This is a genomic window from Asticcacaulis sp. (genome assembly GCF_051954415.1).
Taxonomy (GTDB): Bacteria; Pseudomonadota; Alphaproteobacteria; order Caulobacterales; family Caulobacteraceae; genus Asticcacaulis.
Window position 1 is genome coordinate 24,290 of record NZ_JBQCHT010000032.1, and the last position, 17,363, is coordinate 41,652.

At 59.2% G+C, this 17,363-nt stretch carries 12 protein-coding genes; 7 read left to right on the forward strand and 5 right to left on the reverse strand.

Going from position 1 to position 17,363, the window contains the following annotated elements:
• Nucleotides 1-84: 84 nt before the first annotated feature.
• The 4 genes from rplS to ACTHND_RS10810 all read right to left on the reverse strand — a co-directional run bounded on the left by rplS (nucleotide 85) and on the right by ACTHND_RS10810 (nucleotide 3,990).
• Nucleotides 85-534: a 50S ribosomal protein L19 gene (rplS, locus tag ACTHND_RS10795; protein ID WP_090646868.1), complete on the reverse strand. Its 450-nt coding sequence runs from the start codon at nucleotides 532-534 to the stop codon at nucleotides 85-87.
• Nucleotides 535-578: 44 nt separating this feature from the next.
• Nucleotides 579-1,301 (reverse strand): tRNA (guanosine(37)-N1)-methyltransferase TrmD, encoded by a 723-nt coding sequence (trmD, locus tag ACTHND_RS10800; protein WP_440177949.1) that lies wholly within the window; start codon nucleotides 1,299-1,301, stop codon nucleotides 579-581.
• Nucleotides 1,302-1,332: 31 nt separating this feature from the next.
• Nucleotides 1,333-1,557 carry a nitrate/nitrite transporter NrtS gene (nrtS, locus tag ACTHND_RS10805; RefSeq protein WP_440177950.1) on the reverse strand — a complete coding sequence of 75 codons (225 nt, stop codon included), beginning with the start codon at nucleotides 1,555-1,557 and terminating at the stop codon, nucleotides 1,333-1,335.
• Nucleotides 1,558-1,641: 84 nt separating this feature from the next.
• Complete coding sequence (locus ACTHND_RS10810) at nucleotides 1,642-3,990, reverse strand: TonB-dependent receptor (protein ID WP_440177951.1); 2,349 nt, start codon at nucleotides 3,988-3,990, stop codon at nucleotides 1,642-1,644.
• 280 nt (nucleotides 3,991-4,270) lie between these two features.
• Between ACTHND_RS10810 and ACTHND_RS10815 the strand changes: the two genes are divergently transcribed.
• The 4 genes from ACTHND_RS10815 to ACTHND_RS10830 all read left to right on the forward strand — a co-directional run bounded on the left by ACTHND_RS10815 (nucleotide 4,271) and on the right by ACTHND_RS10830 (nucleotide 9,044).
• Nucleotides 4,271-5,413 carry a sterol desaturase family protein gene (locus ACTHND_RS10815; RefSeq protein ID WP_440177952.1) on the forward strand — a complete coding sequence of 381 codons (1,143 nt, stop codon included), beginning with the start codon at nucleotides 4,271-4,273 and terminating at the stop codon, nucleotides 5,411-5,413.
• Nucleotides 5,414-5,515: 102 nt separating this feature from the next.
• Nucleotides 5,516-6,556 (forward strand): L-glyceraldehyde 3-phosphate reductase, encoded by a 1,041-nt coding sequence (gene mgrA / locus ACTHND_RS10820; RefSeq protein WP_440177953.1) that lies wholly within the window; start codon nucleotides 5,516-5,518, stop codon nucleotides 6,554-6,556.
• A gap of 111 nt (nucleotides 6,557-6,667) precedes the next feature.
• Complete coding sequence (locus ACTHND_RS10825) at nucleotides 6,668-7,816, forward strand: glycoside hydrolase family 5 protein (protein ID WP_440177954.1); 1,149 nt, start codon at nucleotides 6,668-6,670, stop codon at nucleotides 7,814-7,816.
• A gap of 88 nt (nucleotides 7,817-7,904) precedes the next feature.
• Nucleotides 7,905-9,044, forward strand: coding sequence for an aminotransferase (locus tag ACTHND_RS10830; RefSeq protein ID WP_440177955.1), 1,140 nt, complete (start codon nucleotides 7,905-7,907; stop codon nucleotides 9,042-9,044).
• Between the two features lie 37 nt (nucleotides 9,045-9,081).
• On the opposite strand, the gene ACTHND_RS10835 is transcribed toward ACTHND_RS10830, so the two are convergent.
• Complete coding sequence (locus ACTHND_RS10835; RefSeq protein ID WP_440177956.1) at nucleotides 9,082-10,113, reverse strand: cupin-like domain-containing protein; 1,032 nt, start codon at nucleotides 10,111-10,113, stop codon at nucleotides 9,082-9,084.
• A gap of 696 nt (nucleotides 10,114-10,809) precedes the next feature.
• On the opposite strand from ACTHND_RS10835, the gene ACTHND_RS10840 reads away from it, so the two are divergent.
• The 3 genes from ACTHND_RS10840 to ACTHND_RS10850 all read left to right on the forward strand — a co-directional run bounded on the left by ACTHND_RS10840 (nucleotide 10,810) and on the right by ACTHND_RS10850 (nucleotide 17,339).
• On the forward strand, nucleotides 10,810-14,112 hold the full coding sequence (locus tag ACTHND_RS10840) for a TonB-dependent receptor (RefSeq protein ID WP_440177957.1): 3,303 nt from the start codon (nucleotides 10,810-10,812) through the stop codon (nucleotides 14,110-14,112).
• 184 nt (nucleotides 14,113-14,296) lie between these two features.
• Entirely contained in the window at nucleotides 14,297-15,844 is a 1,548-nt protein-coding gene (locus ACTHND_RS10845) for a tryptophan halogenase family protein (RefSeq protein ID WP_440177958.1), read from the forward strand.
• Nucleotides 15,837-17,339 carry a tryptophan halogenase family protein gene (locus ACTHND_RS10850; protein ID WP_440177959.1) on the forward strand — a complete coding sequence of 501 codons (1,503 nt, stop codon included), beginning with the start codon at nucleotides 15,837-15,839 and terminating at the stop codon, nucleotides 17,337-17,339. The genes ACTHND_RS10845 and ACTHND_RS10850 overlap by 8 nt, the downstream gene beginning before the upstream one ends.
• Nucleotides 17,340-17,363 lie beyond the last annotated feature (24 nt).

Genomic DNA, 17,363 nt, shown 5'->3' on the forward strand with positions numbered 1-17,363 from the left:
ATCAGAAATGCGCTCAATGCCGGCATAAATTAAAATCCCGCCCTGTTGCCAGGACGGGCTTTCATTTTCAGCGTGCGCTAAACCTTATGCTTCGGTGCCGGCGTCGGCATTGCCCGACGATTCAGCGGCGGCCATGGCGGCGCGCAGTTCGGCGCCCTTGGAACCGCGCGTCGAGTTCATCGAACGCTCGACGATACGGGCCGACTTGCCGCGGCGATCGCGCAGATAGTACAGCTTGGCACGACGGACAACACCGCGGCGCTTGACTTCGATGCCTTCGATCAGCGGCGACAGCAGCGGGAACTTGCGCTCGACGCCTTCGCCGAACGAGATCTTGCGGACCGTGAAGGTTTCGTTAATGCCGGCGCCGGCGCGGGCAATGCAGACGCCTTCAAAGGCCTGGACGCGCTCGCGCTCGCCTTCCTTGATCTTGACGCTGACGCGCAGGGTGTCGCCGGGCTGGAATTCGGGGAAGGTCTTGGAAGCGCGCATCTTTGCGACTTCTTCGGCCTCGATCTGTTGCAACAGGTTCATTTGAACCCTCCTATAATTATGAACGCTTTCGCGCTCGTTGAGGCTTATTTGCCCTTTAGCTGTGATTTGGAAAGATAAGCAGCCCAGAGATCAGGACGCCGTTCCTTCGTGGTTGCCTCTCTTTGTTCCTGTCGCCATTTGGCAGCCTTTTTATGGTCGCCATTTAACAGCACTTCGGGGATGTCGAGGCCCTCGAACGTCCGCGGTCTTGTGAACTGCGGCTGCTCCAGGAGTCCATCCTCAAAGCTTTCATTATCAAGACTGGCCTGCGCGCCGAGAACCCCCGGAATAAGCCGCACCACCGCCTCGATCGTCACCATCGCCGCCGCTTCCCCGCCCGCTAGGACGGCATCGCCGACGCTGATTTCCTCGAACCCGCGAGAGTCAAGCACCCGCTGATCCACCCCTTCAAACCGGCCGCACAGGACAATCAGTCCTGGGCGGGTGGCCCATTCCTTGACCTTCGCCTGCGTCAGGGGCCTGCCGCGTGCGCTCATATAGACGAGAGGTCGATCGTTAAGCTCAATTGAATCAAGAGCTTGTGCGATCACATCCGCCTTGAGGACCTGACCGGGGCCACCGCCCGCGGGGGTATCGTCAAGAAAGCCGCGCTTATCGCTTGAAAAATTGCGAATGTCCAGTGTTTCCAAGGCCCAGCGTTGAGATTCTTTCCATGCCGTGCCGATCAGCGAGACGCCGAGCGGCCCCGGAAAGGCTTCCGGAAACATGGTCAGGACAGTGACTTCGTAGGGTTTGGTATCGGACATGGCGGCTCTATAACCGTAACATCCTCAAGAGTCACTTGTCTGTACGGCGGCTCAGTTCGTTTTTCGCTGCGCTCCAGGTGGCCACGCAATAGGGCGTGAAGTAGTTGAGAAACACATGCGCCCAGGCGACCGGCAGACCGTGCAGGATATTTTCGCCCTGGTTGATGATATTGAGAACGGTGCCGATCACCAGGGACACCTTCAGGGCATTGACCGCGATACGGCGGCTGGACGCCACCCGCCAGAATTCGTTCATCTTTAACCCCAGGCAAGAAACCCCACCACCACGCCCTGTTGGCGCGATCCCCCTCCCCACCAGAGGTGGGGAGGTAAAAAGGTATTACCGCTTGAGGCGCAGGGTCAAGCCCACCGTGCGCGGCTGGCCCATGAAGGCGTCGTAAGTGCCACTCTGGAAAGGTGCCGCGAAGGCGACCTGGTAATAGGTCTCGTCCGTCAGGTTCTGCCCCCACAGTTCCAGCGTCCAGCTTTCGTCCGGCGCGCCGATGCTGAGTCGGCCATTATAAAGCGTGTAGGCCGGCTGTACCTTGATCGGCGAGAGGTCGGAGCCGGTATTGTAGTCGCTGTTATACTTGGCGCTGAAGGTGGCGTTGAAGCGGTAACCGCCGATGTCGCGCGTATAGTCGAGGCCATAGATACCCGACCAGCGCGGTGCGAAGGAGGCCGTGCCATTGGCCAGCAGGGGCAGGCCGGGCACGGCTTCCGGGCCGAACTTCGCCTCGTCATAGGTGACGCCGCCATCGAGCCGGAAATCGCCGATGGCATAGCGGCTTTCCACCTCGATACCCTTCGAGCGCAAGTGGGGGACCGAATCGACCACGAAGGTCGTGCCGAGGAAGGTATTGAGCTGGAAGTTGCGGAAGGCTTCGTCAAATGCCGCGACGTCAACGGCCAGGCGCCGGTCGAGGAAGCGGCCCTTGAAGCCGACCTCATACGAGCGCGAGCTTTCCGCCTTGAAGGACGAATCCGTATCCACCGTGTAATCGGTCTTTTGCTCGCGGTCGAGATTGAAGCCCGCGCCCTTCCAGCCGGTGGCGTAGGTGGCATAGGTCATGAGGTTCGGCGTTGCCTGCCATTTTAACCGGATCGAGCCGGTAGTGGCGTCTTCAGCATCCTTCTGAGACAGGGTCAGGTCGTTGAACGCCGGATTGGACCACGGCAGGCAAAGCACGCCTAAGGAGCCGGTCGCGTTGGCGCAGGCAATGCCATTGTCGCTGTTGGTGAAGGCCGAGGTCAGGCTTTTGGTCTGGTGATTATAGCGCAGACCGCCGAGCAGGGAGACGGTGTCGGTGATGAACCACTCCGCATGGCCGAAGACCGCCATGTTGCGTTCATGCTGGTGATAGGTGTCGTGATTGCCCTGGCCGGCCACGAAGGATTGCCCCACCGGCAGGCCGGTCAGTTCCGACACGCGGTTGATATTGGCGCCGCCGCTGAGCAGCAGGCCGAGATAGGATTCATAATCAGCGCCATAAAGGGTTTCGTCATGCCGCGTCAGGTCTTCCGAATTGGCGTAGAGACCGGCCATCCACTCGAAATGGGTGCTCTTGCCGTTCAGGCGGATTTCCTGCGACCAGGTATCGATGCGGTTGCCAAAACCACCGTTCGGATCGCGGTAATAGATATCGGCGCTGGAAAAATCGGCATCATAGCCATTGGTGTGATCCCAGTGGCGGTAGGCAGTGATGGAGGTGAGCTGGACATTGTTGGCCAGACGGAGATCCCACTGGGCCGACAGTCCGGAATCGATCAGCTTCTGTTTGGTCGGGCGATTTGACCAGGCTTCGCGGGCCTTGGGATCGACCACCGAGGCGGTGCCGTCATCGGCCGCCAGTTGATCGACATAGGCGCGCGTGCCGCCGATGGCGATGGCCGTGCCGACGCAGCAGGATTCATCGCGCTTCGTATAATCGCCAATGATGCGCAGGCGCGACCAGCCGTCGCCATCATAAAGCAGTTGCCCGCGGGCCGACCAGTAGTTCTGGTCGCCGTCGTCCGTCCGGGTGCGCGGGCCGTCGCCAGTATGGACCGTATACTGCCCGTCGCGCTGGCGCTTCACCAGTGAGAGCGATCCGGCCCATTTGTCAGTCAGCTTGCCAGTGGCATAGCCGGCAATCCCAAGCGTGCCCTGCTCACCGGCGGTTAGTTCAAGGGTTTGCGACGGCGTGAACGACGGCAGCTTGCTGACCACCTGGATCACGCCGGCCGAGGCGCCCTTACCATAGATATCGGATTGCGGGCCTTTCAGCACTTCCACGCGATCAAGCACGCCTAAGTCGCTCATCGCCGTAGCGGTGCGGGCGCGCGATACGCCATCGATCACCACGCCAACCGAGGAGTCAAGACCGGGATTATCCCCCACCGTGCCGACCCCACGCAGACGCGCCGTGGTCTGGGCTTCGTTGGCGGTGGAGGTGATCAGCAGCGACGGCGTCAGGGTCTGCATGTCCTTCAGGTCATGCGCCCCGGCCTTCTCCATCTGGTCGCCGGAGACGACCGACATGGCGATCGGCGCCCGGCTCAGGGGCTCGGCCTTCTTTTGTGCGGTGACGATAACCTCGGTAGGTTCGGATCCCGTGTCTTGTGAGAACGCAGGGGTATTCAGCCCCGCCAGCAGGACGCCGGCGAGTGCCGTGCCCGTCAGCAGACGGCACGAAAGGGTGGAAATCATATTTGGCCTCTTTTTTACAGCCCCATTTTCGGGGTCTATGCCCCGCCGCCCTAGGCCCTTTGCGACGCCTTCGCAAGCGCATAAAACGGGTGGATACGCTTTCCTTCCGTTAGGTAAGCCTGCAATGCCTTATCTGCCAAGGAATCGGGCGTCAGGCTAAAAACACGGTTTTCCGCGACTGTGCTCCGGAAAGGACAGTCCTCTTGATATACCGGCTCTTGCTGAAACCTTACGTTAAGTTATGCTGCCTAGGGTTGCGGCGTCATAATGGGGGTATCACATGATCAACAAGCTGCGTCTGGCCATCCGCAACGACCTGGAGGCGGCCGAAGAGGCCCGCGCCTTTGGCTCCGGCTGGATCAGCGGCGTACTGGGCCTGGCGCTTGGCGGCTCAGCCCTGCTGCTGCTTCTCAGCCAGCAATATCCGGCGTGGTTCTCGGTTGATGAGCTGGATGCGGTTCACAAACACCCCTTCTATATGGTGGCCGTGCAGATCATGACGTTTCTGGGCTTCGGACTGGCCTGCCTGAATCTGATCCTGCGGCGCAACAAGATCATCGGCTTCACGGCCATTGTGCTCGTCCTGGCCACGCTGTCACTCGGCGCGCTCGGCAGCCGCCAGCCGGGCACCGCCGCTGCGCTCAATCTCGGCATTGACTGGTTCGTGCTTAACCTGCTGCTCAAGGGCCTGCTGTTCGTGCCACTGGAAAAGCTGTTCAGCGGCACGCACAGGCAGCCCCTTTTCCGCACCGAATGGCGCGAAGACCTGTTCTATTTCCTGATTTCCAGCCTGTTCGTTCAGTCCATGGCCTTCATTTCGCTGGCGCCGACCCTGGCCCTGATGAAGCAGACGGGGAACTGGGGCGGTTTCCGCGCCATGGTGGCCGGCCAGCCCTTCCTCATCCAGATCATCGAGTTGATGATCGTTTCCGATTTCATGCAGTATGCCTTCCACCGATCGTTCCACGCCGTGCCGTTCCTGTGGCGCTTTCACGCCGTCCACCATTCGGCCCAGGCCATGGACTGGATGGCCGGTTCACGGATGCATCTGATCGAAATCCTGCTGCTGCGCGGCTTCACCATTATTCCCATGTACCTCCTCGGTTTCAGCCAGGGCGCGCTCTATTCCTATATCTTCTTCGTCTATCTCGTTTCGGCCTATGTTCATGCCAACCTGCGCTTCAATGACAAATGGCTTTCGCCCTTCGTGGTGACGCCGCGTTTCCATCACTGGCATCATGGCATCGAAAAGGAAGCGATCGACGTCAATTTCGCCGTCCATTTCCCGTGGATCGACAAGCTTTTCGGCACGCACTACCTGCCAAAGGACGGGAAGTGGCCTTCGGGCTATGGCATAGGCGGCCATCCGGTGCCGAAGGGTTACTGGAAGCAATTCTGGTATCCGTTCAGGCGAGAAAACTGACGCGCTAAAATAACGGCGGACGCACAAAAAAGGCTTACACGCGCCGGCAAAGCCATTTATGAGACGGGACCAGAAAATCATATCCAGAGAAGAGGCGTCCAAATGGCTATTCCGGTTCCCTATGTTGCCGCTCATGACCGTTATACCTCCATGCCCTACCGTCGCTGCGGCCGGTCGGGGCTGAAACTGCCGGCGATCAGCCTGGGCCTGTGGCAGAATTTCGGCGGCGCCGATGTCTTCGAGACCGGTCGCGCCATTCTGCAATATGCCTTCGACAAGGGTATCACCCATTTCGACCTGGCCAATAATTACGGCCCGCCTTATGGGTCTGCGGAAGAAAACTTCGGCCGCGTCATGGCCAGCGATTTCAAGGCGCACCGTGACGAACTGGTTATCTCGACCAAGGCCGGCTGGGACATGTGGCCGGGGCCCTATGGCGATGTCGGCGGTTCGCGCAAATATCTGATCGCCTCATGCGACCAGAGCCTGAAGCGCATGGGCCTGGACTATGTCGATATCTTCTATTCACACCGTGTCGATCCGGAAACGCCGCTGGAAGAAACCATGGGCGCGCTGGTCACCCTGCACCGCCAGGGCAAGGCGCTCTATGTCGGCATCTCCTCCTATTCGCCGGAACTGACCCGCAAAGCCGCCGAAATCCTGAAAAGCGAAGGCGTGCCATTGCTCATCCATCAGCCGTCCTATTCGATGCTCAACCGCTGGATCGAGGATGAGCTGCTCGACACCCTGGCTGAGCTGGGCACCGGCTGCATCGCCTTCTCGCCGCTGGCTCAGGGGCTGCTATCGAACAAATATGTCAACGGCGTGCCGGCCGATGCCCGCGCCGCCAAGGCCGGGTCTTTCAACCAAGCCATGATCTCGGACGATAATATCCGCCGCATCAAGGCGCTCAACGCGATCGCGCAAAAGCGCGGCCAGAGCCTGGCGCACATGGCCATCGCCTGGGTGCTGCGCGACAACAGAGTGACTTCGGCCCTGGTCGGCGCGCGTACGGTCGAACAACTGGCCGATACGCTGAAATCGCTCGATAACCCAGCCTTCACCGACGAGGAACTGGCCGATATCGATACCTATGCCACCGAAGGCGGCATCGACCTGTGGAAGGTGTCGTCGACGCTCTAAACTGAGTGTCGATCGATCATTTCAGCGCCCGGCGTCCGGATGACGCCGGGCGTTTGTGTTTGTGCGCCGGATGTGATGAAATGGAGTTCAAATATAAAACGGGAGTTGGGAATGAGCTTGAATATCCGTAAGGCGGCTGCACTTTCGGCATTGGTTATCTGTGGCATAGGCGGCAGCGCCTATGCGGAAGATAGCGGTGCTAACCTGAGCGCAGCCACTGCGCTTCAGGATATGTCACCGGGCTGGAATCTCGGCAATACGCTTGAGGCCATCGGCAGCGGCAAGGCCCCTTTTACGGTGTCGCAGGAAACGGCCTGGGGCAATCCGGCGGCGACCCAGGCCCTGATGAACACCGTGAAGGCGGCGGGCTTCAAAAGCGTGCGCATTCCGGTAGCCTGGAGTGAATATGCCGACGGCAGCAATACCATCGATCCGGCCTGGATGGCGCGCGTTACCGAGGTGGTGACCTATGCCCGCAATGCCGGGCTTTATGTTGTTATCAACGTCCACTGGGATGGCGGCTGGATGCAGCCGACCTATGCCGACCAGGCGGCGGTCAACGCCAAGCTGACCACATTCTGGACCCAGATCGCCAGCAACTTCAAGAGCTTTGACGATCATCTGCTGTTCGCCGGCACCAATGAGGTCATGGTCACCAATGTTTACAGCGCGCCGACCAGGGAAAACTGCGCGGTGCAGAACAGTTTCAACCAGACCTTCGTGAATGCCGTGCGTGCCACCGGCGGCAATAATGCCGGTCGTTTCCTGGTCGTGCAGGGCTACAACACCAATATCGATTATACGGTGGCCTGCAATGCGACCCTGCCCGCCGATTCGGCGGCCGGCAAGCTGATGATGGAAGTCCACTATTACGATCCGTATAATTTCACCCTCAATGCCAATAGTGGCATCTGGCAGTGGGGATCGATCGCCACCAAGGCATCGGCAGCGGAAACCTGGGCCAATGAAGCCTATACGGATGGCCAGTTCCAGAAGATGAAGGCCCGGTTCATCGACAAGGGCGTGCCGGTCATCCTGGGCGAATACTCGGCCATGCGGCGCACCGAATACGATGCAACCGGTAAGTACCGCAACCATTGGGACGAATACATCACCCGCTCCGCCTATCAGCACGGCCTCCTGCCGATGTACTGGGACAATGGCCCGACCAGCAACCATAGCTCCGGCCTTTTTGATCGGGCGGCGGCTACGCAAGCCTTCCCGGATACCATCGCCGCCATCGTTGACGCGGGCAGTTAACAACTCCCGGCTAGGCGTAGATCAGGGCCCGAAGGTTTCACCCCTTCGGACCTTTTCATGTATGGTGGCGGCGATTCCGGAGCCTGCTATGAACCCTGTCTTTGCCGATCTGCCCGTCAGTATATTCGAGACCATGTCGCTGGAAGCGAAGGCACGCGGGGCGGTCAACCTGGGGCAGGGGTTCCCCGAAACAGATGGTTTTCCGGAGGTGCGCGAAGCCGCCGCTCGCGCCTTGATGGAGCAATCCAACCAGTACGCGCCCATGCGCGGACTGCCGGCCCTGCGTCAGGCCGTCTCTGATTTCTATCGGCGCCGGCAGGGGCTCGAATTCGATCCGGAGACGCAGGTGCTGATCACTTCGGGCGCCACGGAGGCGATCTGCGCGACGATTTTTTCCATGATCACGCCGGGCGACGAGGTGGTCGTTTTCGAGCCGATGTATGACGCCTATGTGCCGCTGATCCGGCGCGCCGGCGGCATTCCGCGCATCGTCCAGCTCAATCCGCCGCACTGGCAATTTAGCGACGACGACCTGAAAAACGTATTTAACGACAAGACCAGACTGGTCCTGATCACCACGCCTAACAATCCGACCACGCACTGCTTCACGCGTGAACAACTGGAATTGCTGGGTGCATATTGCGAGCGCTTCGGTTCTTACGTGATGAGTGATGAGGTGTGGGAAGAGGTCGTTTTTGACCGCCACCACATCAGCGTCCTGCACATTCCCGGCCTGATGCGGCGCGCGATCAAGATCGGTTCGGCGGGCAAGATATTCGCGCTCACAGGCTGGAAGGTCGGGTTTGTGGTGGCTGAAAAGGCGCTGATCGATCAGGTCGCGCGGGCGCACCAGTTCATCACCTTCGCCACGCCGCCAGCCCTGCAACACGCCGTGGCCTTTGGCCTGGGCCTGCCTCAGGCGCGCTTCGGGGCGGCGCTTGCGGAACTCAAAGGCCAGCGGGATTATCTCAGCGCACGGCTGACGGGCGGCGGCTTCAAACTCCTGCCGGCCGAGGGCACCTATTTCCTCAATATCGACCTGCGGGCCTCAGGCATCCAAGGCTCCGGCCTGGATTTCGCCTATGACCTGGTAAGGCATCACAGCCTGGCCACCATTCCGCTCCAGGCATTTTGCGAAACGGGTCGTGACCTGCCGGTGCTACGACTGTGTTTCGCCAAATCCCGCGACAGTCTGGAGCGGGGCGCGACCGCTTTAATCAACTATTGATTTTTATAAAATAGTTAACAGAAACAACGGTTGAATATTAACCACGTCCGTCAACCAGTGCCTTCAGGGCGGCGAGGATTTCCGCGCGCGTCTTCACGGTCGGTTTGCCGAGCCCGCCCTGATGTGCGGGCGGGATATGCGCCACCGGATCGCCATTCATCTGGAAAATATAGTGGTCGAACATGGCCTTCCAGTAGCGCTTGTCGGCCGGGGAAATGTCCTTCAGCGCCAGCAGGGCCGCCAGGAAGGGCGCCATCGGGTTTTCGGCCGTGGGCGCGCTGTTGCCCCACCAGTAATTGATCAGCACATTGAAAGTGTCGAGGGACTGGACGTGGTGCCACCAGTATTTTGGCACATAAAGCGCGTCACCCGGTTCCAGTTCGGCCATGACCGCCGTTTTCAAAGCCTCGGCAAACCGGGGGAAGCGCTCAAAATCAGGCTCTTCAAGGCTGGCCAAGGAAATGGCGCGCCCCGAAGGGGTATGGTCCATCGGCCCGATATAAAGGTTGGCGACCTGCTCCGGCGGGAACAACGTGAAGCGGCGGCGCCCGGCCACCACGCAGGCAATATTGTGATCATTGTCATTATGCGTCTGGGCGCGGGTCGCATTGCTGATCCAGATGCGCGGCTGGATAGCCGGTGGCAGGATGGGGCAGGGGTTCTCGGCCACGAACCGCGGCAGGTGCAACCGGGTTTCGGTTGACTGAATATAGATCCAGGGGGGATTCGGGTGCGCCTCGGCGGCCAGTATCTGGTCGATACCGGCCGATACGGACTTGAGGCGGCGATGAAAGTTGAAATCGCTCATGTCCGGACCGTAGGCGAAGCGGCCCTGTATGGTGTTATTCGCTTCCAGCACACTGGCCGGGTGACCATTATCCAGGCTCTTCAGATAAGTGGCAACCGCCTGTGAGCCGTCCTGCCCCGCCTTGACCGCCGGCCAGTGCGCGACAAGCCCCTTGATCAGGACGGGGCGGCCATCGCTGACAAGGCTTGCAAGGCGTTCCGGCGAGGGGTGCGAAAGCGTTTCAACGGGGGGGAATGGCGGATGGGAAGCGATTTTTGACATAACTATGAAAACGTATTGGAGTGGTTCGCGGCGGATGTATGACGCCTGTTCTGGCGTCTATCTTTCGGTAAATGAGGCGTTGCGCAAATGAAAACTTGTCTGGAAAATCAGTTATATCCTCCTGAAAGCCATCAGAAGGCTGTCATAAATCATTAATCTCTGACGGATGGCCTGAATTGCCCGCGGCGTTGCAAAGCCTTCGAAATTTCAATCAACTTTTTGCCCTGACGTGCATTTTAATTTTAAATTCGTATGTAAAACAATGAGATGGTTTGGTTTGCGGATGGCGGTTCGCCTGCGCTCCGCTTAGGATCGAGGCTGGATAAATGTTTCAGACTGTTGCAGCATGTGTGACATTCGCGCCATTGTCAGACTGGATTATGGCCAAAATGTCATAATGTGGCTGGATATTCGGCCAACAGTTGGCTAAAAAAATAAATACGAAATAATAAATCAGGTTGAGACGCATCCAGGGGCCCTTTTCGGAATTTTATAAAGACACGCCCGCCTTGATAACGCAGATATTTGACGTTTATGTCAAAAAAGCGAAATCGAAATTAAGGCTCAAGCGTGCGGTAATGCCAATTCCGTCAGGTCAGGATCGCATCCGCTCAATCAGATTGTTTTTTGTATTTTAAGCGGTCTCACCGGCAAAATCTCGGGTTTGCCGGCAATGACAATTAGGGAGAAGAAAGTATGAAAAGTTTTGGAGTTAAGGCCCGGCCGGGGCTGACTCTTCTGAAGGGCGGCGTGTCCATGGTTGCGCTAACAGCCCTGGCCGCCACTCTGGTGGCACCGGCTTACGCACAGGATACCACTGAACCTGCCGCTTCAAGCGATGAAGCCCAGGAAGTCGTGGTCGTTGGTGTCCGCAAGGCCCTGAAATCGGCCCAGGATATCAAGAAGAACGCCGATACAGTCGTCGATTCGATCACCGCCAACGACATCGGTTCGTTCCCGGACAAGTCGGTTGCCGAAGCGCTGCAACGCGTCGCCGGCATCACGGTCAACCGCTTCGCCGCCACCGGCGATACCGCCCACTTCTCGGCCGAACCATCGGGCGTCGTCGTCCGCGGCCTGCAGCAGGTCCGGTCGGAATTCAACGGCCGTGACATCTTCACCGCCGACTCGTCGCGCGGCCTCTCCTGGTCCGACGTGTCGCCGGAATTGATGGGCGGTGTCGATGTCTACAAGAACCAGACCGCAGACCTGATCGAAGGCGGCATCGCCGGCACGATCTCCCTGCGCACCCGTCTGCCGTTCGACCAGAAGGGCCGCGTCCTGGCCGCCACCGCCGAATATACCTATGGCGACCTGGTCAAGAAGGGCGCCGGTACGGTTTCCGGCATCTATGCCGACCGCTGGGATACCTCGGCCGGTGAATTCGGCTTCATGATCAATGGCGCCCACTCCGAAATCTACACCAATTCCGAAGGCGTCGCCCTGGGCCGTATGGTCCCGGTCGTCAATTCGTATTGGGGCGACACCAACCGTCGCTATATGCCGATGACCACGGCCCTGCGCGACAACACCTATTATCGTGTCCGTGACGGTATCTCGCTGGCCGGTCAGTGGCAGAACCACGACCACACCATGGTTGCCACCCTGCAATACAACCAGTCGAAGAAGCGTGAGCAGTGGGAAGAATACGTCGCCACCTCCTCGACCGGCGTTGATGCCTGGGCGCAGCCGATCAACTATGTTTATACCTCCGACAACGTCCAGTGCCTGGGTGGCGTTTCCAACTGTACGTTTGACGACAACGGCTTTATCCAGTCGGGTACGCTCGTCAACGGCAACGGTGCCTGGTACGGCTCGTGGACCGCTCCGGATGGCGCCACTTCGCCGAACGGCCTGATGCGTACCTGCTATTCGTGGGAAGCTTCGACGGCCTGCCCGGCCTCGCAACGTGCCGGCGGCTATGCCAACGACACCCGCTGGAGCGACAGCCTGAACGACACCAAGGACATCTCGTTCAACTTCAAGTGGGATGTGTCGGATCGTCTGAAGACCAATTTCGATATCCAGTATGTCGATGCCATCCAGACCAATTACGACATTTCGACTGAATTGGCGACCTATGCCGATGTCGCGCTCGATTTCACAGGCGACGTGCCGAAGTTCACGATCGACAATGCACACACCGAGGGCTGGTATCTGGCGCCGGGCGGGATCGCCAATCCGGCCAATTATCGCCAGCACTTCATCATGGACCACGTGACGGATTCGGACGGTCATGAATTCGCCACCCGCGCCGACCTGGCCTACAGCTTCGATTCGCCGTGGCTGAATACCCTGAAGGCCGGCGTCCGTTATGCCGACCGCGAGCAGACCGTTCGCTGGACCACCTATAACTGGGCCAGTGTTGTCAATAACTGGTCGAACTACGACGCCGACAACTACTATATTACCGGCTCGGCCTTCCCGGATCAGAATGCCTACGGCATCCATACCTTCGACAGCAACTTCTACGGTGGCGATGTCACCAACATCACTGACGGCGTGTTCTTCAATATCAACAACCTGAAGGACCGTACTGGCCTGGCGAATACCTTCGATGCCACGCACTATCAGCCGCGTTACACCGATGGCACCCTGTCGAACCAGTGGACGCCCATCTGCCACCGCGCGGGTGAAGACAGCCGCTGCTTCCTGCCGGCGGAAATCGCCGACGTCTCCGAAAAGACGAAGGCGGCCTATGTCCAGTTGAAGTTCGGCGGCCCTGACGCCACCATCTTCAATGGCGTGACTGTGGTCGGCAATATCGGTGTTCGCTATGTCGAAACAGATAATGCGAGCGCCGGTGGCGTGAACTATCACAACACCACGGTTTACGACACGGATCCGATCGTTCCGGCTGATCCGGTTACGGGTGCGCCCGCGCACCCCAGCCTGAGCTACTATGTGTCGGCTGACGACCGCGCGTTTGCCGGCACGGTGGATACCAACACCTATACGGTTGACGTGACCCACAAGAACTGGCTGCCCAGCTTCAACGTGCGTTTCGGCCTGACGCCTGAGTGGTTCGTGCGCTTTGCGGCTTCGAAGGCCATGTCGCGTCCGGATATCGGCAACCTGAAGTACTATACCAGTGTCAGCATGGCTCTGCCGAGCACGTCGTCCCTGTCGTTCTCTGATTACAATTGTACGTCGGCCAATTCGCCGTTCAATTGCGACAGTTCGGGCAATATCGTCAGCACCAAAACCCGCTTTACGGCCAATGCTAACAATCCGTATCTGAAGCCGATCACCGCCGACCAGTTCGACCTCTCGATCGAGAACTACTTCTCGCAGACCGGTTCGTTCACCTTTACGGGCTTCTACAAGCAATTCCACGACTACATTACCTACGGTAAGTACGTGCAAAACTTCACCAATGCCGGCATTACCCGTCCGGTTGAGGTCAGCGGTCCGGTCAATGCCAGCGGTGGCGCGATCAAGGGCTTCGAAGTGGCCTATCAGACCTTCTTCGACAACCTGCCCTCGCCGTGGAATGGTCTAGGCATCCAGGCCAACTTCACCAAGCTGAAGAATGACGGCATTGAAAGCACCGGCGTTGTCACCAATTCCGGCGACGGCTCCTCCGGCCAGGCCGGTGGCGGTACTTCGGTGGCGGCCCTGGGCTTCACCAAGCTACCTCTGGAAGGTCTGTCAGACACCACCTATAACCTGATCGGCATGTACGAAAAGGGCAAGTGGTCGGCGCGCCTGGCTTATAACTGGCGCTCCAAGTACCTCGTGACCCGCCAGGACTGCTGCGTGGCTCTGCCGATCTGGCAGCGTGCCGCAGGCTTCCTCGATGGCCGCGTGGCCTACCGCATCAACGACAATGTGGAAATGTCGCTGGAAGGTACCAACCTGCTCAGCACCGAAACGGTTCTGATGCAGCAGGTCGATGGTCCGATGAGTGACGGCACGGATCGTGCGCTGCTCCTTCTGCCGAACGCCTGGTTCAAGAACGACCGGCGTATCCAGGCCCAGATCCGTCTGAAGTACTAATCCTTCGGAAGGCATTTGAAGAGACGCGCTGCCCCCGTGGCGGCGCGTCTTTTTTTGTAAGCAATTATGTCGCGGCCAACACCTTTTGAACGCGCTTGACCCTTGCGGAAAATGACCGCACAGTCACGAAAAACCTGGTTATGCTGAGCCGGAAACAAGAGAAAAAGTGGAGGCGCGTCGCACCATGCAGAAAGATCCCATCCGAATCGTCATCCTGGGCGGCGGAACCGCGGGGTGGATGACTGCGGCGGGCTTCATCAAGGGTTTCAAGCCGGAATTCGCCTCCGTACGCCTGATTGAATCGGATGAGATCGGTACGGTGGGCGTGGGTGAGGCCACCCTGCCGCAGTTGAAAAGCTTCAATGATTTCCTGGGCCTGAACGAGCCCGAATTCATGCGCGACACCAATGCCACCTTCAAGCTCGGTATCGATTTCCGCAACTGGGGACGCGAGGGTGACAGATACGTCCATCCCTTCGGCATCCATGGTCAGGCCATCAACGGCGTGCCCCTGTTCCAGTATTGGCTGAAGGCGCGGGCCAACGGTCATGACAGCGATCTGGAAGCCTATTCCTTCCCGATCATGGCCTGCCGCAACCTGAAATTCGATTTCCCGTCCGAAGACGATCGGTCTGTGCGCTCCACCTTCGCCTATGCCTATCAGTTCGATGCGGTCCTTTATGCCCGCTATCTGCGACGCTGGGCGGAAGGTCGGGGATTGCAACGAACCGAGGGCAAGGTGGTCGAAGTCAATCTGCGTCCGGAGGACGGCTTTATCCGGTCGCTGACCCTGGCTTCAGGCGAAGTGGTCGAAGGCGACCTGTTCATCGATTGCTCCGGTTTCCGCAGCCTGCTGCTGGGACAAACCCTGAAGGTGCCCTGGGAGGACTGGACGCCGTGGCTGCCTTGCGATCGCGCCCTGGCCGTGCCGTGCGAGCGGACGGATGATTTTACGCCCTATACCCGCGTCACAGCGCGGGAGGCCGGGTGGATATGGCGGATCCCGCTTCAGCACCGTACCGGCAATGGCTATGTCTTTTCCAGCCGCTTCACCACGGAGGACCGGGCCGCTGAAGTCCTCCTTGAGGGTCTGGACGGCAAGGCCCAGGCTGATCCGCGCCTCATAAAATTTGCCGCCGGCCGTCGCAAACAGTCCTGGTACAAGAACTGCATCGCCATCGGCCTGGCCAGCGGTTTCCTCGAACCGCTGGAATCGACCAGCATCTACCTGGCGCAGATGGCGTCTGATTTTGTCATGCGCCTGTTTCCGGGCCGCGAGATCGATCCGAAGCTGGTGACCGAATTCAACCGCACCATCGATATCGAATATGACCGGGTGCGCGATTTCCTGATCCTGCATTATCACGCCAACCAGAAGCCGGCCGAGGAAGACCCGACCGGCCTGTGGCGGTATGTCCGCGAAATGACGGTGCCCGATACGCTGATCGAGAAGATGGAGACCTTCAAACACCGCGGTCACATCCATCGCTATCGGGATGGCCTGTTCGCGCCGCCAAGCTGGGTAGCGGTCTATACCGGCCAGAATATCCTGCCGCGCCATTATGACCGGCAGGTCGATAATATGAGCACTGAAGCCATGCTGGAAAAGATGCGGGAAATGCAGGAACGGGTGGCCGTCAACGTCGATGCCCTGCCGACGCACGCCGATTTCCTGCGCGATTACTGCTTCGATCCTTCCGCCAAGGTGATGCAGGAGACCGGTAATGTCTGATCATCCGGTCAAGAAGGTCGTCATCGTCGGGCGCGACGACGCCCTGTGGCTCAGCGCCAATGTGCTGTGGCGGGCCCTGGGCCAGTCAGGGCTTGATATTACCGTGGTCGAATTGCCCTCCCTGCTGCGGCCGGGCGATGTCTACCCTACGCTGAAACAGCAGGAAGCCTATCATAACCTCATCGGCATCAATGAAGGCCCGATGATGAACGCGGCGCACGCCACCTATACGCTGGGCCAGCGCTTCAATAACTGGTCGAAAACGAAGCCGCCCTTCATTCACGGCTACTCGACCTATGGGCGCCCGCTCAACCGCGTGTCCTTTCACCATTATTGGGTCAAGGCGCGCGCGCAAGGCTTGAAGGCCGAGTTCGATGACTTCTCCCTGAACGCCGTGGCGGCGAAATACGGCCGCTTTTTCCTGCCGGGCGAGGCGGTAGATGGCTTTGCCATCTGCGATTACGCCTATCATCTCGAAGCCAAGGGCTATTGCCATGTGCTGAAGACGGTGGCGCTGGACCGAAAAATCAAACACATTACGGGGCGCCTGGCCGAGGTTGCGCGCGATCCGCTGAGCGGCGATATCATCGGTGTCACCCTGACTGATGGCCAGACCATAGAAGGTGACTTCTTCATCGATGCATCAGGCGCCGAAAGCGCCCTGCTTGGCGAGGGGCTTGAGGTTGGCTTTGATTCGTGGCGCCAGTGGTTCCCTTGCGACCGTCTGATGACCACCTATGCGGCGCCCCTGGCACCCCTGCCGCCGTTCAGCCAGGTTTCGGCCTTCCGGTCCGGCTGGGCCGGGCTTTATCCGTTGCGTAACTGTACGGCGGTGCAGCAGGTCTATACCAGCCACGACCTGACCGATGAGGCAGCGTACGAGGCGGCGGGTATCTTCACCTCCCTGAAGCTCAACCCCGATGCGGTGGTCACCCCCTTTACCGCCGGTACACGCCGCCGGTTCTGGGAGAAGAACTGCGTGGCTATCGGCGAGGCGGCGGCGGTTCTCGATCCGATCGACAGCGTGCGTATGCACGTCAACCTGCTGGGCCTGTCGCACCTGATCTCGCTGTTCCCGATCAACCGGGACTGCGGTATCGAAAGCACCGAATATAACCGAAATGTCCAGTCATCGCTGGAGCGCATCCGTGATTACCAGCTTTGCCACTATGTTCTGAATCAGAGGTTCGACCAGCCATTCTGGGATCACTGCCGCAATATTGAGGTCCCGGACGCCCTGCGTTACAAGCTGGATCTGTTCGAGGCGCGCGGCAATCTGGTGGTCTATGATGACGAAACCTTCGAGGAGGACGACTGGCTGTCCATGCTGCTGGGGCACGGCCTGATCCCGAAAGCCTATGATCCGCTGGCCGATCAGGTCAGCGATGCGGAGGCCATCCAGCACTTCCAGAAAATGCTTGGCTTCATCAAGGCGGCGGTGGAGCCGATGAAGCCGATGGAGCAGGCTTTGGGCATTGTGCCCGTGCGGGTGTAATTACAAGGCCTGCGATCCGGCGGC